The 19819-nt window shown below is 69.0% G+C and carries 26 protein-coding genes; all 26 read right to left on the minus strand.

The genetic code is table 11. From position 1 onward, the window contains the following. Nucleotides 1–136 precede the first annotated feature (136 nt). Complete coding sequence (locus VGX25_RS05355; RefSeq protein ID WP_326916469.1) at nucleotides 137–409, minus strand: hypothetical protein; 273 nt, start codon at nucleotides 407–409, stop codon at nucleotides 137–139. 8 nt (nucleotides 410–417) lie between these two features. Then, entirely contained in the window at nucleotides 418–939 is a 522-nt protein-coding gene (locus VGX25_RS05360) for a hypothetical protein (RefSeq protein WP_326916470.1), read from the minus strand. Further along, on the minus strand, nucleotides 936–3485 hold the full coding sequence (locus VGX25_RS05365) for a hypothetical protein (protein WP_326916471.1): 2550 nt from the start codon (nucleotides 3483–3485) through the stop codon (nucleotides 936–938). The genes VGX25_RS05360 and VGX25_RS05365 overlap by 4 nt, the downstream gene beginning before the upstream one ends. 153 nt (nucleotides 3486–3638) lie before the next feature. After that, nucleotides 3639–5888 carry a hypothetical protein gene (locus VGX25_RS05370; RefSeq protein ID WP_326916472.1) on the minus strand — a complete coding sequence of 750 codons (2250 nt, stop codon included), beginning with the start codon at nucleotides 5886–5888 and terminating at the stop codon, nucleotides 3639–3641. A 3-nt stretch (nucleotides 5889–5891) separates the two neighbouring features. Further along, a complete protein-coding gene (locus tag VGX25_RS05375) occupies nucleotides 5892–6377 on the minus strand; it encodes a hypothetical protein (protein ID WP_326916473.1) in 486 nt (161 codons plus the stop codon). A gap of 3 nt (nucleotides 6378–6380) precedes the next feature. Next, entirely contained in the window at nucleotides 6381–6788 is a 408-nt protein-coding gene (locus VGX25_RS05380; protein ID WP_326916474.1) for a hypothetical protein, read from the minus strand. Nucleotides 6789–6791: 3 nt separating this feature from the next. Further along, nucleotides 6792–7220: a hypothetical protein gene (locus tag VGX25_RS05385; RefSeq protein WP_326916475.1), complete on the minus strand. Its 429-nt coding sequence runs from the start codon at nucleotides 7218–7220 to the stop codon at nucleotides 6792–6794. Beyond that, nucleotides 7220–7963, minus strand: coding sequence for a hypothetical protein (locus VGX25_RS05390; protein ID WP_326916476.1), 744 nt, complete (start codon nucleotides 7961–7963; stop codon nucleotides 7220–7222). Before VGX25_RS05390 ends, VGX25_RS05385 begins: the two co-directional genes overlap by 1 nt. After that, entirely contained in the window at nucleotides 7964–8455 is a 492-nt protein-coding gene (locus VGX25_RS05395) for a hypothetical protein (protein WP_326916477.1), read from the minus strand. Continuing rightward, complete coding sequence (locus VGX25_RS05400) at nucleotides 8452–8832, minus strand: hypothetical protein (protein WP_326916478.1); 381 nt, start codon at nucleotides 8830–8832, stop codon at nucleotides 8452–8454. Before VGX25_RS05400 ends, VGX25_RS05395 begins: the two co-directional genes overlap by 4 nt. 15 nt (nucleotides 8833–8847) lie before the next feature. Further along, nucleotides 8848–9615: a LamG domain-containing protein gene (locus tag VGX25_RS05405; protein WP_326916479.1), complete on the minus strand. Its 768-nt coding sequence runs from the start codon at nucleotides 9613–9615 to the stop codon at nucleotides 8848–8850. Between the two features lie 3 nt (nucleotides 9616–9618). Next, on the minus strand, nucleotides 9619–10110 hold the full coding sequence (locus VGX25_RS05410; protein ID WP_326916480.1) for a hypothetical protein: 492 nt from the start codon (nucleotides 10108–10110) through the stop codon (nucleotides 9619–9621). 3 nt (nucleotides 10111–10113) lie between these two features. Then, nucleotides 10114–10374 (minus strand): hypothetical protein, encoded by a 261-nt coding sequence (locus VGX25_RS05415; protein ID WP_326916481.1) that lies wholly within the window; start codon nucleotides 10372–10374, stop codon nucleotides 10114–10116. Beyond that, nucleotides 10374–10565 (minus strand): hypothetical protein, encoded by a 192-nt coding sequence (locus tag VGX25_RS05420; RefSeq protein ID WP_326916482.1) that lies wholly within the window; start codon nucleotides 10563–10565, stop codon nucleotides 10374–10376. Before VGX25_RS05420 ends, VGX25_RS05415 begins: the two co-directional genes overlap by 1 nt. A 2-nt stretch (nucleotides 10566–10567) precedes the next feature. Next, a complete protein-coding gene (locus VGX25_RS05425) occupies nucleotides 10568–11611 on the minus strand; it encodes a hypothetical protein (RefSeq protein ID WP_326916483.1) in 1044 nt (347 codons plus the stop codon). A gap of 10 nt (nucleotides 11612–11621) precedes the next feature. Beyond that, on the minus strand, nucleotides 11622–11894 hold the full coding sequence (locus tag VGX25_RS05430; RefSeq protein WP_326916484.1) for a hypothetical protein: 273 nt from the start codon (nucleotides 11892–11894) through the stop codon (nucleotides 11622–11624). Continuing rightward, nucleotides 11891–12076, minus strand: coding sequence for a hypothetical protein (locus VGX25_RS05435; protein WP_326916485.1), 186 nt, complete (start codon nucleotides 12074–12076; stop codon nucleotides 11891–11893). Before VGX25_RS05435 ends, VGX25_RS05430 begins: the two co-directional genes overlap by 4 nt. Then, nucleotides 12076–12516, minus strand: a complete 441-nt coding sequence (locus VGX25_RS05440; protein ID WP_326916486.1) for a hypothetical protein — start codon at nucleotides 12514–12516, stop codon at nucleotides 12076–12078. Before VGX25_RS05440 ends, VGX25_RS05435 begins: the two co-directional genes overlap by 1 nt. 60 nt (nucleotides 12517–12576) lie before the next feature. Continuing rightward, a complete protein-coding gene (locus VGX25_RS05445) occupies nucleotides 12577–14103 on the minus strand; it encodes a hypothetical protein (protein ID WP_326916487.1) in 1527 nt (508 codons plus the stop codon). Beyond that, complete coding sequence (locus VGX25_RS05450) at nucleotides 14096–14869, minus strand: hypothetical protein (RefSeq protein ID WP_326916488.1); 774 nt, start codon at nucleotides 14867–14869, stop codon at nucleotides 14096–14098. The genes VGX25_RS05445 and VGX25_RS05450 overlap by 8 nt, the downstream gene beginning before the upstream one ends. Further along, nucleotides 14869–16263, minus strand: a complete 1395-nt coding sequence (locus VGX25_RS05455; RefSeq protein ID WP_326916489.1) for a phage portal protein — start codon at nucleotides 16261–16263, stop codon at nucleotides 14869–14871. Before VGX25_RS05455 ends, VGX25_RS05450 begins: the two co-directional genes overlap by 1 nt. After that, nucleotides 16260–16496 carry a hypothetical protein gene (locus VGX25_RS05460; protein ID WP_326916490.1) on the minus strand — a complete coding sequence of 79 codons (237 nt, stop codon included), beginning with the start codon at nucleotides 16494–16496 and terminating at the stop codon, nucleotides 16260–16262. The genes VGX25_RS05455 and VGX25_RS05460 overlap by 4 nt, the downstream gene beginning before the upstream one ends. Before the next feature lie 10 nt (nucleotides 16497–16506). Then, complete coding sequence (locus VGX25_RS05465) at nucleotides 16507–18078, minus strand: hypothetical protein (protein WP_326916491.1); 1572 nt, start codon at nucleotides 18076–18078, stop codon at nucleotides 16507–16509. Between the two features lie 40 nt (nucleotides 18079–18118). Then, complete coding sequence (locus tag VGX25_RS05470) at nucleotides 18119–18697, minus strand: hypothetical protein (RefSeq protein WP_326916492.1); 579 nt, start codon at nucleotides 18695–18697, stop codon at nucleotides 18119–18121. Between the two features lie 216 nt (nucleotides 18698–18913). Beyond that, nucleotides 18914–19384 (minus strand): AAA family ATPase, encoded by a 471-nt coding sequence (locus tag VGX25_RS05475; protein ID WP_326916493.1) that lies wholly within the window; start codon nucleotides 19382–19384, stop codon nucleotides 18914–18916. Next, entirely contained in the window at nucleotides 19365–19673 is a 309-nt protein-coding gene (locus tag VGX25_RS05480) for a hypothetical protein (protein WP_326916494.1), read from the minus strand. The genes VGX25_RS05475 and VGX25_RS05480 overlap by 20 nt, the downstream gene beginning before the upstream one ends. Nucleotides 19674–19819 lie beyond the last annotated feature (146 nt).

The raw sequence follows: 19819 nt of genomic DNA on the forward strand, positions 1-19819 counted from the left end.
TCGGCGACGACGGTCTTGATCCCGGCGTCCACGCTGGAGCGCTGCTTGCGGTTGCGGACCAGTTCCACCCACACACCCACCAGGGCGACCAGCACCGCGCCGGCGGTGGAGATGGCGGTGATGAGGACGGCGTCGCTCATGCCGGCCCCCGGCAGGCCGAGCAGTCACCGGGCTCGGCCGGCGCGCGGCATGTCGCGTCGTGGATCCGGGCGGCGCGATCGGGGTCGAGCTCGTGGGTGGTGCACGCGTAGACCAGCACGATCGCCTCGGTCTCCGACCGGGGCAGTTCGCCCATGGCGTGCAGTTGGGCGATCTCGTCGGGGGTGGCCCAGCGCTGCCAGCCCAGGTGCACCTCGTTGGCGCAGTCCAGCACGCGGGTCAGGCCGGAGGCCCCGCACACCACGTCCATCAGCCCTCCTACGGCTTGATCCACAGTCCGGCGAAGCGGGGTTGGGTGTAGTCGGTGGTGGCGGTGTTGAGCGCGCCGCCGCTGCTCTGGAAGTACTCGACCCGCAGGATGTCGCCGGCCGAGCACTGGACCGGGGTCCACTGGGTCAGCGCCCACCCGTTCTCGGTGGCCGCCGGGGGCGGTGCACCGCCGCCGGAGGCGGCGACCACAGAGCCGTTCTTGGTGATCCGGGCAAGGCGGGTGCCGGTGACGTTGCCCGCGGTCGCGCCGCCGCCCATCACCATGTACAGGCCCGCGGTGGCGATGGTGATCCGGTCGGTGTTGGCCGAGGTGGAGTGCAGGTTGTCGGGGTCGTTGTCGTCGGTGTTGAACACCAGCGCGGTGAACGTGGCGTTGTTGATCGACTGGGCGGCGGTGTTGCGGACGAACCACGTGGGCGGGTCGCCCGGCCCGGCCTCCAGCGCGGCGATGCGAGTCTCGAGGGCGGCGATGTCGGCGGCGAGCGCCGGGGCGCCGGCGAGAATGGTCATAGCCCCCACGTCCGTTCGTCGGCCACGTGCACCTCGTCACCTAGGTCGTGGGTCTTGACCACCCCGTTGACCGATCGGGTCACGGTGAAGGTCTGCGGCGAGCTGGCGCCGGAGACGGCGGTGACGGTCATGCGCTCCCCGCCGATCATGATGTCGAAGGGCATGTGCCCGGCCGAGGTTGTCCACAGCACGCCGTCGGAGATGGCGACCTCGACGCTGGTCTCGGTGGTGTCGAGGTCCTCGTTGAGGGTGGTGCCGCCGGAGTCCCACCGGTTGGCGTCCCACACCAGCGGGTCGTAGAGCACCGCGGGGGAGGTGGTGAACCCGATCCGGTGCACCCGGGCGTTGATCTCCTCGGTGTAGCCCTGGATCAGCTGGGAGATCAGCTCGTAGAACCCGCGGGACTCCCCGCCGTCGATGGTCAGCTTGTCACCCAGGTCGGCCGACAGGATCTCCATCGCCAGGATCGGGTCATCGACGAACGGCTTGCGGGCCAGGTCGACCCAGACCTTGTCGAACCGGTGTTCGACGATCGTGCGCTGATAGGCCTGCCAGGCGGAGATCTGCTCCACCTGCGCGTCGGTCTCGACGCTGACCGTGTCACCGCCGGGGCGCCGGCCCACCCCGTTCGGTGGTTGCGCGGTCGCCCGGCGACCGGAGTCGATCACCGTGCGCGCCGACGAACCGCCGGTGCGCGACACGGTCACGTCGTTGGCGACCTCCCGGGTGTCCAGGGTGCGCCGCAACGTCGGCGACAGGTGCTTGGCCGCCAAGTCCAGGGCGATCACCGCCGTCTGGTTGTACAGCGCGCCGTGCTCCCAGAAGTGCGGTGCCAACAGAGCCCGAGACTCCCCCAACATGCCCTGGTCAGCCTCGGTCAGCTCCTCCAGCAATGCCTGAAAGTTCAGGGGTCGTTGAATCCCCAGCGGGGCCGAGGTCACCAGCGGCGTCTGCGTGGTGGCCTGGTCGACTTCTTCCTCACCGCACAGCCGCTCGAATCGACCGATCGCCGTCTCCCCCTCATACCCGGCGAGCTGGGTGGCCAACGTGAACAGCGAGTCGACGGCGTTCTGGACCAGGATGTGCCCGATCGCGACCTGGTCGAGGTGGCCCTTGTCGTTGATGATGATCTCGGTGAACCGGCCGAAGGTGTAGCCGGCCAGGGTGCCGGACGCGCCGCCGCCGGCGCCGTCTTCGACCAGGGTGGCCAGGTCCCATTCGATGTCCGCGCCGACCTGCGTCAACTCGAACGACAACCAGATCTTGTTGCCGGTCAAGGTAAATCCGAGGGCGCCGGAGTCGTAGACCTGTACCCCGGACTGGTTGTCGGCGATGATCTTCATCGCGCCGCCGGTCAGGAAGTACAGCCCCCACAACCGGGCCGTGCCGGTGGTGCGGAACAGGCAGATCTGCGACCCATCCGCCGGCGGGCTCGTCGCGCTGACGTGGATGAGGAACCGGGTCTGCTGCGCCGACGTGCCCGAGTAGGTGGGCACCGTCCCGGTCCAGGTGGACCCGTTACACAGCGGCAGCGCCTTGGAGGCCCGGAACTCGGAGAACGACGACAGGGTTGGCTCGCCCAGGATGGTCATTGCCGGGCCACCGATGCCGGAGGCAAGCACCGTGGCGTTGTCGTCGTCCTCGCACGGCCAGTACGCCACCGGCACGTTGGTGGTCAACCGGGTGATCGCCCGGCGCATCACCGACTCCAGCGCCTCCTGCCCGGTGCCCAGCCGGCCGAGGATCGACGTGGCGTCCACCCGCACCCACGAATCCACCCCGTCGTCGGTGTCCTCCTCCACCAGCGAGGTGATCTCGCCGAAGAACCGCGGGAACCGGATCCGGAAGTTGTCGATCGTGTAGGTCACGTTGGTGTTGCCCGTACCGGTGACCGCCCGCACCCCCGGCCACCCGACGCGTGACATCGAGGTCGACACGTCGGCCGACGTCCAGTCGTACGGCTCCGGGTCGCCCTGGTTGTACAGCTTCCCCCGGATCGTCGACCCCTCCACCAGGGCGTGCAGGGTGTAGGCGCCGCCGCCCACCCCGGCGACGGTGGTCGGGCCGTCGAGGTAGGTGCCGTCGAGGTCGCGCAGGGCCAGGCGCACGACGCCGGCGCTGGTGACGTCGATCTCGACAGTGGCGTGACTGGTCGCTGACGTGCCGCGCAGCGTGAGTCCGAACTGATTGTTGCCCGAGGCCGGGGTGGCCAACGACAGGTCAGCGATCACCTCGTAGTCACCCAGTCCGGCCAACGCGGCCAGGTAGGCGCGCCGGGTGGTCGACGCCGCGGCGATCGTGATCGTCCCGGTCGACCCGCCCACGTCGAACTCGCTCGCCGTGCCGGACAGCGTCCAAACGTGGCCGCTAGTCGTGCTGCTCCATCCGTCCACGACGATGCGTCCGTAGAGGTCGTAGACCAGGTCGTCGATGGTGTGCCGGACCGGGGCGCCCAGGTCGAAATGCCCATACCAGGGGGAGGCCGGGTTGAGCGGCGAGTAGTCCCCATCCCCGTCGCGCGGGCCGTTGCCGAGGGTGAAGCTCATCGACCCAGGGGTGATCGACCCGAACGGCGACGACCGGCCACGGTGGATAGTCACGCCGGCCGACTGCCGCAGGTGCTCCGACACGTCGCGCCACTGCCCATCCAGGTACAGCTCAACCGTCTGGCTACGGACGTCGGCCGGGAACGCCACAGTTCAGCCCGTCCGCACCCGGCCGGTAGTCAGGTCGGCCTGCAACCTCAGCACGCCCCGGTCGATCAGGCTGCCCACGAACCCGGCCGCCGCGTAGTCGCCGCCCGGCGCGGCAGCCAAGGTGACCTGCACGTTGGTCGAGCCGCCGCCCATCCAGCTGGCCATCATGCGCTCGCTGTCCGGGCTGGAATGGACCGTCGACCCAGGTGCGAGGTCGACGATCTCCGGGCCGCGCTCGCCGACCAGCACCTGGTTGCTGCGCGGGCCGCCCTCGGCCGCGTGGCCGGCACCGACGATGCCGCCGTGGGCGTAGCCGCCCCCGAAGAGCCCGGCGACGAACGCCTTGACTTGCAGCTCGTAGCGCTTCTGTACCAGTCGTTGCAAATCGTCGCGCAACCGGCTCAGCGTGTCGTGTGCTCCTGAGGTGTCCGCCGACACGGTGGCCGTGTAGTTCCCTGGGATCAGGCCCAGCTTGTCGGCCATGGTCTGTGCCGCGGTGGCGTCCATACCCATCTGGGTTGCCAGCCGGATGAACTCTTCGCGCTGGCTGGCGACGAACCCCTGCACCTCCTGTGACGTGGCGCCCTGGTTCTCCATCGCCTCGATCACGTCGTAGGTCGACTTGACCACATCGTCGAGCGCCGACCGGTTCTCCCTGCCTTTCTCGGTGGAGATGTCGAGATTCTTCCCATTCTTCGCAATCGACTCGGCGGCCTCGTCCAACGCCTCTTGGTGGCGGATCTGCGCCTCACTGAGATCCAACACCCCGCCAGCCAACTCGGAATTGGCCGCGATCAGTTCGTCAAGGGTCTTGACCTGGCGCTCGAGGGACCCGGTCGCCTCATCGGCAGCCCCTGCCCAATCACCAAACTTCGTGGCGCCAGTTTCCAACGAGGTGTTGAGGTCTTCGTTCATAAGGCCGAGTGGCGTGCCGTATTCAACCATGCTCAGAAGACCATCGGCAGCATCACCCAAAACACCGGTAAATGATCGCCATGCCTTCTCGTGTTTCGGAGTAGCCTCATCGATGGCATCAGCGGCGCCAGCGGTTGCGCCCTCCACCTTGCCGAAGTCCTCGGCCACGGTGTCCAGATCCATCGCGAACAACGAATCGCCCAAGTCTTCGGCCTTGGTGCCGAACAGGTCCACCGCGGCCTGGTCCCGCAACACGGGATCCTCGATGGCGCGCAGCTTGTCGAGGGTCAGGTCCAAGGCGTCGTGCGCCCGCTTCCCACCTCCGGCGATCGCATCGGCCATCCGGCCAGCGTCCAGGCCGATGGTCTTAAAGCCCCTCGCGGTCGTCTCGGAACCGTCGATCGCCCTAATCGAGAATTCTTTCAAGGCGTCGGCGGCAAAGTCGGTGTCGCGGGCGCCGGCCTTCATCGCCTGCTGGATCAAACCTAGGGCCTCCGGCCCTTTCAGGCCGAGGTCACGGAACTTCGTCGAGTACTCAACGATTGTGTCGATCAGATCGCCGTTGACATTCAGCTTGGCCTTTGCGCTGGCGGTTACGATTATGTCCAACGCTTCCTGTGCATTACTCGCTAGGCCATTGACCAACAGTTGCTTGGCGGCTCGAGCAACATTGTTTGCATCCTCACCAATGACCTGGGCCGCCGTATGAGCCATTTTGGTGAGTTCCTCGATTTCCGCCTGCGGCGCCTTCAAGTCGATCAACTCATTCTGAAGGACGGCATTCAACGAGGTACCGATGTCCTCAATGGACTCGCCGAAGTTGTCGGAGAACACGTTGCCGGCGATGTCGCCCAGCCGGCCGGCCGCGTCTCCGACCGCGCCGGTCTGCGCGGCCAGGAGTCCGCCGACCTTGTCCTCGGCCCATGTGGTCTGGACGCCGGACAGGATCCCCGTGGCGACGATCCCGCCGAGCAGGGCTCCGCCCGTGGCCATAGGTCCGGACATGCCACCGAGCAGGCCGTCGACCAGGCTAGCGGGGTCGAGTCCGCCGCCGAGGGTGCCCTCGAGCAGGTCGCCCAGGCCGCCGGCGCCGTCGGCCATGCCATCCTTGAGACCCTGGCCGATCTGGTCGCCGGCCCGCTTGGCGTCGTCGGCGGTCTTGTCCAGGTCCTTTTTGATCTGCCGGCGGGCCTTGTCGCTGGCCTGCTCGCCGTCGTTGAACCCGCGCTTGAGGTTGTCCCCAACGTCGGCACCGGCCTTTTTGGACTCGGCACGCATGTCGGTGAAGACCGCGCGGGAGTCGACCTTCTTGACGTGGATGGCGACTTCGTTGTTCACGGCTCAGCCCGCCTGGTCGACGAGCTCGGGCTCGGCGTCGCCGGCCGGTGCCTCGTCGGGGAGGTTAACCACCACGGCCAGCCCGTCGTCGAGCTGCCCGTCCACTTCGGACCGCTGCGGCTCGGTCGGCTCCTGCTCGGCGGCCGGCCGAGATGGAGCGGCGAGCACCACGTTGGCGTACCAGGCGCCGGCGAGCACCCGCAGGAATGCCTCGTCCTGGGCGAGCACGCCCTCCCGGGTGGCCGGCACCGGGCGGCCGCTGTTGAGCAGATCCCACCCGGCCAGCGCATCGGCGAACGCCACGAACAGCCGCAGCTGAGCCAGCCACCGCGCGACCCGTCCGGCCGACCGGTCCGACTGGACCGAGATCCAGTCGGCGCACGCCACCACCCCGGCCACGCCGGGCTTGCGGACGCGCACCGTCAACCCCGGGTACTCGTCGAAGGTCAACGAGTACACCGTCAGGTCGGCGTGCCGGTCGTAGGCCACAGCTCAGGCCCAGGTGGGAACCGCGCCGTCGGCGAGTGCGAACGGCACTGCCCAGAGGAACTCGCCGGTGGGTGAGCGGGTGAGTGGGTAGTCGGTGACCACGCACTCGCACGCCAGAGTCTGGCCGGACACGGTGTTGGTGAACGTGCGGACCACGCTGGTCGACGGGACGGTCTTGAACACGTCGTGGCTCTGGTTGCTCGCGTCGTTGAAGACGCCGTTGAGGGTGCCGGTGAAGTCGGTCAGGTTCAGGATCCGCTCGATGGCCGACTTGTCCAGGCCGGTGACATCCTGCACGGCGCGCGGGGTGGCGAACTGCAGGTTGGTGGCGTCGTTGCGGATGTTGCGGGCGGTGCCGCCGGCGTCGTCGACCGCGCAGGTCGTCCAGCCGAGGCCGTTCTCCTTGGCCATGGGTCATCTCCTCCTGGCGATGTCGGTGAGGCGCCGGTCGAGCGTCTCCCGGTAGTCCTCGATGAACAGGTCGGGGCGGGTGTGGCGGCGCAGCGTCTGCAGGTGCTGGCTGGGGGTGCCGCGGTGCACGATGTACAGCTCCGGTCGGGTGCGGTGCTCGGCGAAGCAGCGCTGCCCGGCGGCGAAGCGGAACACGGTGTAGCCCTCGGCGGTCTTGCCGGGCAGTTCGCGGTAGGTGCGGCCGGACCGGCCGGAGCGGATCAGCTCGGCCTGCAGCTGGCCGACCGGGGTGCGTTCGTCGACCGGCTTGTCGAACCCGTGCCGCCAGGCCAGGCAGCCGGCCTGCTCGCAGGCGGTGACGATGGTCCGGTCAGACGGAGAGAGGACCTGGTGGGTGGTGAACGCCTGCGCCGGCACCCGACGACCGTGCATCAGATCACCGCCTGGGCCGGGTGGCGGTGGCCCTGGACGAGGAACTGCAGGTTGGAGAACCCGCCGCTGGTGGTGGTGACGACCCGCAGGTAGCGCTCGACGGCGATGGCCGCGGTGGCGATGCGCTGCCACGTGGGCCCGGAGGTGATCTGGGTGAACGTCGCGCCGACGACGTCGGCCCACGCGTCGCCGGCGCCGTTGTCGGACGACTCCTGGATCTTGATGGTGGCGTCGGTGCCGGTGAAGGCGAACACGTGCAGGTGGAACACCGCGCCGAACGCCCCGGGGGAGGCGCTGCCGAGGTCGACGCTGGCGCCGTCGGTGGCGCCGGTGTCGGTGCGCTTGCCCCCGGTCAGGTGGATGCCGTACTCCAGGGCGTAGGCGTTGGAGGTGTGGTCGGTGGCGAAGGTGAGCATGCCGTCGGCGGCGCGGTTGCCGTCGTAGTTGAGCTGCTTGGCCACCACCGACACCAGTTGGGTGGAGCTGAGGCTCACGGTGATCAGCTGATCGGCCGACGGCAGCGCCGACAACCGCGGATGCGCGCGGCCGGCGGCGTCGTTGAAGAACGCCGTGGCCGTGATCCCACCGTCGCGCTGCCCGTACAGCCGTTCCATCGCGCTCTTGGTGATCGGGGTGACGTCGTGCGTGCCGATCGGGCAGCGGGTGGCGAACTGCTGGATGTCGTCGCCGAGGTCGTAGCCGGACACGTACAGGGCCTGGCCGAGGCCGTTGCTCTTCGCCATCTACGCCCCCTCCTCTTGTGGCCAGACGTCGTAGACGACGACCGGGATCGTCAGGTCCATGACCCGGTCCATGCCGCCGTCGTCCCATTCCAGGTAGCCGCCCTGGGCGAACAGGGACACGCCGTGCGCGCCCTGCACGTCGATCTCCCGCCGCGGGGTGGTGTTCGGGTCCGTGCCGAGCCGCAGGTCGGCGACCAGGACGCGGATCAGCGCCCACGCCGCGGCGGACAGGTTCGGGTCGATGGCGTCCTTGGGTTCCTGCTCCATCGCCGAGTAGATCCGCAGCTTGACGATCAGCCTGGCGGTGGTCACCGCCAGCCCAGAGGCGCGCGGGACCGGGTCGATGCGGTCCAGCCACAGCGCCGCGGTCAGGCCGTGGCCGGGCCGGTTCGACGGTTCGTGGTCGTTGACCCGCTCAAACCGGCCGAGCTTCGCGGCGTGCGAGTGCACGACGTCGAGGATGTCGCCGGCCACGGCGTCGGGGTCGCTCACCCAATCTCCTTGATCGCCTGGCCGATGACCTGATCGGCGACCTGCGGCAGCCGCGCCTGCACTTCCTGGGCCGCCTCCCGGTAGGGCCGGTGACCCTTGAACGTCGAGCGCTGGTTGCGGCGGCTGGTGCCCTCCAGCCATGCGCCGTAGCGCAGGCCGGGGGTGTGCGTCCGGAACACGTCGCCGCGGCGGTCGACGCGGGTGCGGGAGGCGAACCGGCCGGTGGACCGCTTGGCCTTGCGGCCGATGACCGCGCGCACCGCGTCGCGGCCGACCTCGGCGAGCGCCTCGGCGGCCTCATCGACCGCCGAGTCAACGACCTTGTCGGCCCGCCCGTCGAACAGCGGGCCGGTCAACGTCACGTCCACATCGGCCACGGAGCTCCCCCCTTCCTAGGTGACGGCGCCGACCAGGCTTCGGGTGGCCGGCTGCACCACGGAGCCGACGGCGGAGGGCAGGCCGGCGATGCGGCCGGCCAGCCCTTCCCCGGCGACGGCTGCGGCCGGCTTGCCCAAGACGATGGGTGCGGCACCCCAGGGGATGGGGGGGCCGTCCTCGGTGGTCGTGCCGGTCCCGCCGGACAGGGTGTGGCCGTTGCCGGAGTAGTCGGTGGCCTCGGCGGTGATGAACGGGTGCCAGCGCAGCAGGTCGGCGGTGCGCCGCGGGGTGTACTGGCCGAGCTCCACTTCGACCTCGGCGGGGGTGAGCGCGGCCTGCCACATTTTCACCGCGGCCAGCCGGCCGTCCCAGTACTCGTCGTACGGGTCGTCACCCAGATGGAAGCTGGTCGGGGTGGCCGGGGTGGTGAAGTTGGCCGCCGACGCCGAGCCCAGCACGTCGCCGGCGGCGGCCCGGTAGAAGGTGGCATTGGCGCCGTTGACGACCAGCGCGACCCGATACCACACGCCGGCCGACGCCGACAGCGGGCCGAGGCCGTTGAACGCGTAGCTGCCGGAGTCGTAGGCCTGCAGGTCGGTGCTGGCGTTGCTGCGGACCTGGATCCCGGTGAACACGTCGCCACTGGTGGTCAACCAGTACACCACCCGGTTGGTCGCGCCGACCGCGGCCGGCCGGATCCACGCGGCGAAGGTGTACACGTTGGACGGCAGGCCGGTGGCCGCGGTGTAGTTCTCGCTGGCGGCGTCGAACCGGACCGCCATCGCCTAGGTTTCCTTCAGTTCGATCGCGACGAGCTCGGCGTCGCCGGCGGCGGTGTCGGAGGCGACGTCGCGGCGCAGCCGCAGCCGGAACGCCTCCCCGACGGCGATGGAGTCCATCGCCGCGCCGTTGGCCACCGCCACGTTGCTGATCTTCACGTGGCCGGAGGTGCCCGGCACGGTGGCGGCGGTGACGGTCTGGTCGGCGGCGAACCCGTCGGCGTCGAGGTCCTGCTGGGCGTCGCCGATGCGTTCGAACGCCACCAGCCAGCCGACGGTGCCGGTGGTCGCGGTGGTCGCCGACCAGTGCAGGTACACGGTGATGCCGCCGCCGCCGTAGTGGCGGGGCAGCACGGTGCGCCAGAACGCCGTCTCCTGGGTGGTGGTGTCGAAATCCAGCACCGGATGGCGGTTGCGGTAGTCCAGGGTGGCGAAGTCGGCCGCCGGGCCGAACGCGTCCAGTGGCCCGAGCACGGCCAGGGTGTCACCGGAAGCCATGGGTCAGCCGTCCTCTTCGGCGCGGTGCCGGCCGGCGCGGCGGGCCAGCACGTCGGCGAACAGATCCGCCTTCTGCCCGGGCGTGGTGCCGGTCCGGAACGCCGCGGGCAGGGCCGTCACCAACGTCGCCTGGTTGGCCTCGATCCAGTCGTCGATGGCCACCACCGCGCCGAGCACCGCCGCCCGGGCCGCGGCGATCGGTGCGGTGTTGTCCCGCATCCACTGCGCGGCCACCCGGCGGCGGTCCTCATCGGACAGCGCCATCAGCTGGCCGCATCCTTCCCCGCGCTCTTCGCGACCGCGGGCTTGGTCTCCGGGATGGGCAGGCCGTCCACCGTGGACCGGATCGGGCCCGTCTCGTCGCCCTGCTCGCGGAACGTGGTGCCGCCGCACTGCGGACACTTCAGCGCGCCCACCGAGAACGGGACCTTGTCGGTCTCGCAGATCCACAGCATGATCAGAACACCTTCCGTCCGTGCGCCTCGTAGGCGCGTCGCCTGAGGTCTTCCAGGCTCTTGCCGGCGGCCTCGCGCTGGGCGTCGCCGGAGCCGATGACCCGGCCGTAGCCGGAGGATTCGTTGAGCAGCGCGACGATGGTCTCGGCGATGCACAGCTGCTTGATCAGGTCCGGCACGACGTAGCGGTAGATCGTCGTTCCCGAGGTGTGCGCGGCGTCGGTGGTGCCCAGTTGGCCGCGGGCCAACTCCACCCCGGTCAGGGCGTAGATGTCGGCGTTGGTCGAGTGCGCGGCCAGCACCGAGCCATCCCACTGCCGCTTGACCGTCAGGTTGTTGCCCGCGATGTCGACGACCAGCATCCGCTCGGAGTCAATGAGGATGATCTCGTCGTAGTCGAACCCGGCGCCGTTGCTCACCGGCACGGTGACGTCGTTCACCGCGGCGGTGAGCCCGGAGCCGCCGAGGTTCTGAGTGGAATCGACCATCGTCCGCTTGGTGATGATCAGCCGCTCGGAGTCGATCTTCAGGATGTCGCCGACACCGATGTCGGCCGTCGTCCACGACGCGCTGGCCGTCGACGCCGCGCCGGCATTGAGGTTGGCCGACAAGGAGCCGACCGCCTCCTGCTCATCCCAGTAGCCGAAGGTGCCGACGATGGTGATATCGCGCTGCTGGTTCGCCGAGTGTCCGAAGTAGGCGGTGGTGTCCCGGTCGATCTCCACCCGGGTGTACGGCGGGCCGTCGTTGAACGGCTCGAGGAAGTACTCCGAACTGGTGATCGCAGTGTCGTCGGCGGTGATCGACGTAACCGAAATCAGTTCGTGGCCTTCCAGCCACAGCCGCCACGCCACATCGGAGTAGTCGCTGGGCCACGGGAACTTGCGGGTCGCGACGGTCGGGTAGAACCGGCGGTGCAGCTGCTCCTCAATGGACCGCGACGACGCGGCGATCAGCCGGTCGATCTGGGCGTTGTTCCGCGCCGTTTCCTTGCTGTCGAGCGCCGCCTTGACGTCCTCGCGGGTCGCGTACCACACCGATGCCATCAGCTGCCCCTCAGGCGACGTAGACGAAGGTGGCGACCGGGCCGGTGCCGGTGAGGTCGGCATGCACCCCGTTGGCGCAGAACGCGTCCGTCAGGCACGGCGCCACCACGGAGGTGTTGGCCGCGGCCTTGAGCGTCAGCACGGTGGTTCCGCTGGAGCCGCCGGCCTTGACGACCAGGGTGGCCGCATCCGATCCCGCGGTGAGCGACACCAGGCGCAGGTGGGCGTCGGCGGTGGTGACGTCACCGTCCGCCGACACCTCCTTGATCTGCGAGGTGTTCACTTCGCCCCGCCACTGGATTTGGTCGCCGGCTTGGCCTTCGCCGGTTCCAGCGCGCCGGGCGAGTCCCGCTCGACCCACTCGGCGTCGGACTCGGTCAGCTCGACCTCCGTGCCCGCCTTCCACGGGCCGAACAGCTGACCATCCCGGTAGGACTGGTAGGCGTGCTTGACGGTGTAGCGCATCAGATTCCCTCCAGGTGCAGCACGACCCACACCACGACACCGAGGTCGGCGGTGGTGCCATCCCAGGTGCCGCCGCTGGTGATCTCGGCACCGATGAGGTCACCGGCGGCGAACGTCGCGGCGCCGCGCAGCGCGGTGTCGCTCTTGGACTGCTCGGTGGTGATCGACAGGGTGGGGTCGGTCTTCTCCGTGCCGTTGACCGTGGGGCCCACGGTGAGGGTTCCGGCAGTGGCGGCGGCGGACAGGCGGGCGGTGATGGCGACGATCTCGCCTTCGAAGGGCATGACGTAGCCGTCGACGGCGTTGCCGGCTGCGGCGTTGACTTCGGCGATGGGCAGCTGGACGTCGGTCTGCGAGGCGGCGACGGCGTCCTGCATGAACACCAGCGGGGCCAGTTGGCCCTTGGCGATGATGCGCTCGATCTGAGTGGCGCGGGACATGGTTGCTCCAATGCGAAGGGCCAGACCCGTGGCAAGGCCTGGCCCTCACTCGTCGATGGATCAGAGGCTGATGTTGTAGAGGACGTCGGCGGACTCGATGCCCGACGCGGCGCCGGTCGGGGTGAACCGGCCGAACCCCAGTCGCAGGCTGTACACGATGCGGGTCTGGTCGGTTGCGGGGATCCGCTCGGTCTCCACCCGCACCCGGCGCCGCCAGCCGACCTTGTAGCCGCGCCGGTTGAACGCGGCCACCTGGCCCTTGGTGTTGCTCGCCGCAGTGGTGGACACCTTGCCGTCGGCCTCGGTCTTGCTCATCGCGATCGAGGAGATCAGCGGGGAGCCCTGCACGCTGGCCAGCTCACCGTTGAACACCGTGGCGTTGGCGCCGTACTTGTCGACGGTGAGGACCTCGTCGAGCAGCGAGATGGCGTCGGCGGTCTCCGGGTCGGCGATGCGGACCAGGTCACGCATGTCGATCGGGTGACCCCAGTCGACCAGGTTCGTCGAGTCGATCATCCGGCCGCGCTGCTTGGACAGCGTGGCGAAGGCGACCGCGCCGGCGACGTCGAGCCGGTTGTTGGTGTTGTCGACCAGGCCGGCGTGGCGGATGCCGTCGAACGCCAGGTAGTGCTTGGTGTTGGCCGGGTCGGCGTCGTCGAGGTTGATGTTGCCCGTGGCGGCGTTGGTCGTGTCCCCGTTGAGCACCAGGGAGTCGGAGTAGTGCGCCACCGACAGCGCCGCCTGCCGCCGCAGGAACGGGATGAACGGGATGATGGAGTCCTCCTCCATCTCACCCGACCACATCTGGTGGATGACGAACTTCTTGGCGTCCGCCTGCACCCGCTGCGACCCGGTCTTGACCGTGTCGTAGTTGGAGGAGTTGTTGGCCGTGGACTCCGACACGAACAGCATCTCCGGGATGTCGACCTCGACCGGCAGGTACGCGGTCGGGTCGGTCATTTCGAACGACTCGATCAGCGGGAAGATCCGACCCAGCTTGCGCGGCGCCTCCCACAGCTCGCCAACGTACTGCGCGCCGATGAGCTGCTGTCCGAAGCCGGACTCGGCGGTGTCCATCGCCAGCATGGCCCGCTGGTAGGCGCCGGTCAGCTCAAACTTTCCGCGGGCCGCCAGCTCCTTGTCCCGGCCGTGGAACTCCGACAGCGGGATCCGCGGGAACAGGTCGTCGATGGCCTTGCGGTCCAGCTCGCGGACCTTGTCCATCGGCAGGTAGTAGGCGTCGGAGATCGCCTCGAACGTGTTGGCCAGCGACTCGGTCGGGCCCTCATAGACACCGCCGCCGTTGACCCGCTTCTGGCCACGCAGGCTCAGCTGCAGGTCGTGCAGGAACTCGACGTCACCGAGCGACAGCCCCCACCGGGCGTACTTGGTGCCGACGAGCTTCTTGTCCGACCCGCCACCAAACTTGATCTTGCGCTTGTCGTCGTCCGACAGCCCCTCCAGCGCCTCGAGCGCCAGCTTCTTGAGCGTGCCGTCCGAGGTGCGGTCGGAGATCGTCTTGTCGATCGCGTCGAGCCGCTGGCGAATGTCCTGCGCCAACGTCTCCAGAGTGAGCGTGTCACCCATCCTGTGTCTCCTCCTCCATCTGGAGATCGAAGGCAGCGAGCACCGTGCGCGCGGCCTGCTGATCCAGCCCCACCGGTCCGTCGGCGTCGGGGTGGACGTCTTCTGCCCGGGTGCCGGGCTTCTCGTTCGGGTCGTGCTGCGGGTCCAGCCGCACGCCCAACCGCTCGAGCTCGGCGGCGACCGCGGCCTGCAGCTCGGGCTGGGTGATGGTGCCGACCTCCTGCTCGTCGAACAGCTCGACGAGCTCCTTGCCGAGGCTGGCCAGCGCCAGCCGGGACTGCTGCTGAAGGGCGCCCGGGTCGCCGGGCACGGTGACGAAGCTGACCTCGGCCAAGTCGTAGAACAACTCGTTGTGGATCTGCTCGTTGGACAGCCGCCACCAGTCCAGGACCGGCGAGCCGTCCTCCTTGACGAAGTCCCAGCCGACGCTGACGGCGCTGAGGAAGCCGCGCCGGTACTTCGACTCGACCATGCGCGCCTGCTCGTCGTCACGGTCGAAGGTGACCTCATCGATCACCAGCCGAGGGTTCTTCGACAGCGCCCGGCCGCGCGCCAGCGGCGGCTGCATCGGGTTGTGCATCCACAGCATCACCGGGTTGGCATTGAAGTTGTCCAGCCGCCATCCCTCGTTGCGCAGCCGGAACCCGTAGCGGTTGAGCCCGGTCGTCGACGCGGTGAACGTCAGCGGCCCGTCCAGCGCCTGCCCGGCCACCAGGTCGCCCCGGTCCAGCTGCGCGCGGCCGTACGCCAGCTTGTGATCGGCCATCAGTGCCCTCCGTGTCCGTTCACGGTCGTCAGATCCATCTCCAGCGCCGCCATCACCCGCCGCCATGCCTGCTCGGTGGAGCCCAGCTGCTCGTCCTCAGCGCCGTCCGGTTCGGCCGGCTGGTCAGGCGTGGGCGGAACCGGCATGGTCTTGCCGTCCTTGACCGGTGCCTTGTTCACCGGCGCCCAGAACACGTCGCCCCATTTCACCGGCGGCAGGCCGTTGCGCTTGCGCCACTCGTTGATCGTGATCGCGCCGACCTCGAGCGCCTGCCGGTCCCGGTCCCAGGTCTCCATCTTCGACTTCTGCAGCGCGGCGATGTTGCTGAAGTCGTACTCGGCGTGGTCGGCCTCGAGCCGGCCATTGCGGGAGAACATCGGCAGGAACTGCTCGACGATCTCGTCGGCCCGCAGGGCGAGGTCGGGCACCAGGCTGTGCTCCCAGATCGCCGTCTGGAACTCGCGGATGTTCGCCAGCGTGGCGTGCTCGAGGTCGTTGAGCAGCGGCGACGGGATGCCGTAGGCGTTGCACACCTGCCGCAGGGTCAGGCCCAGGCCAAGGATGAACTCGGCGTCCTTGGGTGACATCGTGACCGGCTTGAACTCGGCCTCGTAGCGCAGCACCGCCCACCGGTGGGCGTTCGCCGACCCGGCGAACCGCCTCTCCAGGTCGTCGGCCAGCTCCAGCGCCTGGTCTCGCGAGTAGCGGATCCGGTCGCCCTTCGGCGAGACGATCCCGGCGATCTGCACACCCTGCTTGTGCAGGTTGCGGTTGGCCTTCATCATCGCCGACGCGGTGTCTGCAGCCAGCCGCGCGGCGGCCAGCGGGCTCATCGCGGAGAACTCATCGAGCGGGTTCGGGTAGCGGAACCACACGATCTCGTCGGTCCGGAAGACGATCTTCTCGCCGTCCACGTTGGACTCGTAGATCCAGCGGTCGATGTAGTTGGACTCGTCGGGCACCGGAGACAGCCGCGACGGCTTGACCCACCAGATCTCCTCCGGCTGCCCCTGTGGCTTGTGAATCGCCCACGCCGTCTCGCCGAAGATGTCCATGCACAGCGAGTCCATCCGGGACAGGCGCCGCCGAGTCCAGAACGGGTTGACGTAGTTGAGCACCCGTGCCGCCGGCGAACTGGACACCTCCCGCTTGCTCTCGCTGTCGCCGTGGTACAGCCGCAGCAGCGGCGTGCTGGCCAGCCGAGACCGCAGCGACGCCGCCGAGTAGATCTCGTTCGACGTAGCCAGGTAATCGCCGTACTCCTCCGGCACAAACAGGCTGTCGTCGTGACCGAACGCCCGGTCCAACGGCTCGACGACAGCCCGGCCGGCCGGCCACGACAGGCCCCCGCGGCGCCGGTCGAACCGGCCGCGGATCTCGTCGAGCAGGCTCATCCGTCACCCTTGCGCGGCGCTGCCCGCTTCCACCCGGTCTCCGCCGCCGAGTACGCCCAGATGAAGACGACCAGCACCACCCGATACACCAGCCGCGCGACGTAGCCGACCACGATGAACGGGATCGATAGCAGGATCAGCAGGAACCGGATCGGGTCGAACGACTTGATCAGCTCGTTGGCCCGCTGCTCCACCGCCTGCACCGTCTGCGCCGCGGGCTCAACCGTCGTCACCAGGTCCTCCTCACACCATCAGGGAGCCCTCGAGGGTCTCCACCTCGGTGGCCGTTGCTCGGGTGATGTAGCCGTACTTGGCCGCGGTGCTCGCACCCCACGGGCTGATCTCGGCGTCGTCTTCCTTGCGGGACCAGGTGATCGTGTCGCCCATGCGCCGGGTCTTCGCGCCGAGCGCCGCCTCGTCGAGCACCTCGGGCGTCTCCGGATGCGGCTTCACCCGGAACGGCAGCCGCAGTTCCCCGTCGACCATCTCTCCGCGGACGTCGTCGATGATCTGCCCGCACGCAGCGGCCTGGTCGGTCGCGGTCATCACCAGCAGCTCGCCGTGCCACGGGTCGTCCGGATCCTCCGGCTGCTCGAACCCGGCGTTGTGCAGCTCGGTCTCCAGCGAGGCGAACGTCGCCCGGTTCATCGCCACCGTCACCGGGTCCAGCTGGTCCCGCAGCTCGACCAGCCGGGGCACGATCCACGTCGTACCGGCCCGCCGGTCCACCAACTGCAAGTGCCCCAACCCGTCCTCGCGCACCCCGTACAGCGCGATCGCGGCGTAGTCCCGCTCCGGGGCGATCTCCACGCCGAGCGCCGGCGGCCGGGTGCCGTCCCGCTTGGACTCCGGGTCCTGCAGCCTGGCCCACTGCTCCGGGCTGATCGTCCCGCCGGCCTTTGCCTTGGGCACCGGCCAGATTCCCAGCCGCTCCCGAGCGAACTCGATCATCGCGGCGGCCATCATCGACTGGAACTCTTTGTCGACGTACTCCTGGGTCAGCCCACTACCGTCCGGCCGGCGGATATTCAGCGCCGGGTTGCTTGCCCACAGCCGACGGTCACCCAAGTCGATGTCGTCGAGGTGATCGAGGTCGCCGGCCACTCCCCAGATCCGCACGCCGAGCGCGGGCAGCTCAGTCGGCAATGCCGCGCCGTCGCCGCCCTTCACCTGCTCGCCGAGCGTCTTCACCATGGCCTCGGCCCTGTCTCGCAGGCCGAACAGGATCTCGCCCGACTCGCCGTCCAGTGGCGGTGACGACAGGTAGATGATCTGCGGGTTCGGCCGGGCCGACATGGTCGGCAGCAGCGCCGCATGCTGCATCGAGGTGTAGGCGTAGGCCTCGTCGATGATCTGGCAATCCGCCGAGAACCCCCGACCGGACCCCTTCGACCGGGCCACGAACTTGATCCGGGCGCCGGTGTCGAGCCGCTCGAACGACTCCTCACCGTTGGTGTTGTTGACCTTGATCGTGATCGTGTGGCCGTCGCCGTCGTCGATCAGGATGTACCGGTCGCCGACCTCGCGGCCCAGCTTGCGCAGCAGGCCCCCGACGCTGCGGAAGGCCTCCATCGCCGTCTTGTACTCGTGTGCCGACCACATGATCAGCCGCTCGTCGAACAGCAGGAACCCGGCCAGCGCCCGGGCCTCGGCCATCGCCGTCTTGCCGTTCTGCCGCTGGCAGATCTCGCAGTACTCGAAGCACAGCCACTTGCCGTCGTCTCCGACCGCGCACATCACCAGCAGCGCGTCGCACTGCCAGGGGTCCATCGGCCGCCCAGCGAGCGCGATCAGCTCGATCGCGGCGTGGCCCAAGGTCCGGGTGTAGGGCGGGTGCGCGTCGATGCGCGGCCGCTCATCCCCTCGCAGTGTCGAGGCCGCCCCGGATGGCGGCGAGGCCACCACGCTTGACACCCTCCACCACCCCCTGCGGCTGCTCGCTGGCCGGCGGCGGGGTCTTAGCCGAGGCCGTCGCTGGCCGGCCCGCGTGCCGCAGTTCGGCGACGAGGAGCTTCAGCGCGACCTCGTGCTGCCTGAGCTCCTTGGTCAACTGCAGCCACAAGTCCCCATCGGCGCCGGCACACCGCTCGTCCAGTTCGGCCAACCGATCGCCCATCCGGCACGTCCGCTCCAGCAGCAGCACGTGCGCCGGACCCAACTGCAGGCCGGCCATCTCGTCCCACAGCCGACGTCCGCGCTCCCGCAAACCCGCAGGTGGCCCACGGTGTGACGCCGGGTTTTCTGGGGTGGGCGTGACGTCACCCGTCACGTCACCACCCGCGTCACCCGCCCCCTCGTTCAGCCCTTCGCCGTCGAGGTCCACCGGACCCGACAACGCGTCGCACCGGCCGGGGAGGCACAGCGAGTGATCGCCCTCGGCGTGCGCCTTGCGGCGGGCCCGGAGCCGGCGCTGGCGGTCGGCGCTCGAGCTCATTCCGGCAAAACAATCGGGCTAGAAATAACAAAAAGCACTAAAAAATAGAAACTACTATTTTGTGCCGCCCCGGGCCCCGGGGGGAGAGACGAGCCCTGGGAATAGTCAGGGCTCGTGGCCACGCGGCGTGACTTCACGGCCCCTCCCCTCTGTTGGTTGGTTACCAACCAACCGTACGCCCCGTTGCTCACTGGCGACGTCGATCAAACAATGCTTTTACTTCTTCACCGACCGACCGGTCGGTTCGTTATCTCCTGACCATGATCGATACGCTTCGTACCAGGCCGCGATGGACTCCAATGTGGACACTGGCCTGCCGTCCGCCTCGGCACGACGCCGACACTCGCTCTGACCAGGGTCCAGCACGTACACCGCTTCGGCCTTGATCGACTTGGCAGTGATCGCTCGGTGCTCGGGGCGTGGCACCGAGCGAATCACGTACGCGGTGCCTGGTGCCGAGCCGGGCAGGCGGCGTATCAGCTCCCGCATCCTGCGCTCTGCCCGAGATCGAAAGGGCTCAGCGTGCATCCACCGATCGGGAGAGCCCAGGTCCCGAGCGATCGCGTCGAAGTCAAGGACCACATCGCCCTCGGATGCCAACTCGGCTGCCAACGTGGTCTTGCCCGAGCACGGCGGCCCACAGATCAACACCACGCGGGCGGGCAGGCTAGAGGTCAGCAGGGTCAACGCTTAGCTCCCGATGCTCGCGCCGACGCCTGGGCTTCCACGCCCAGCCACGGATCCGCTCGGCCTTGCGTGCCCCAGCCGCCCGGTTGCAGCGCCGGTGCTCGGGCCCCTTGTAGGTCCGCTTGGTCGGGTCGTCATCGTCGTGGCCGAGGTCCCAGGGCTGCCACGTGTGGATCCGTTCGGCGCAGCGCCAGCAGTCGACCCGACCCGCCTCGACCTCCGGGCGCCAGCGCTCCCGCTCCTGCTGGTGCGACCAGCCGTAGCCGCGGGCCGTCGTCTGGCCGGGCACAACCTACAGCCACTTCGTGAACAGGTGCACCCACAACCACAGCAGCAGCAGCGCGCCGAGCGACGCCGCGATCCACCAGGTGGGGCGCATCGACCCAACCCCGACCAGGACCTGCGTCCACTGGGTGAGGGTCTGCTTGCCCGTGG

The organism is Actinophytocola sp., from assembly GCF_035942955.1.
Taxonomy (GTDB): domain Bacteria; phylum Actinomycetota; class Actinomycetes; order Mycobacteriales; family Pseudonocardiaceae; genus DASYTH01.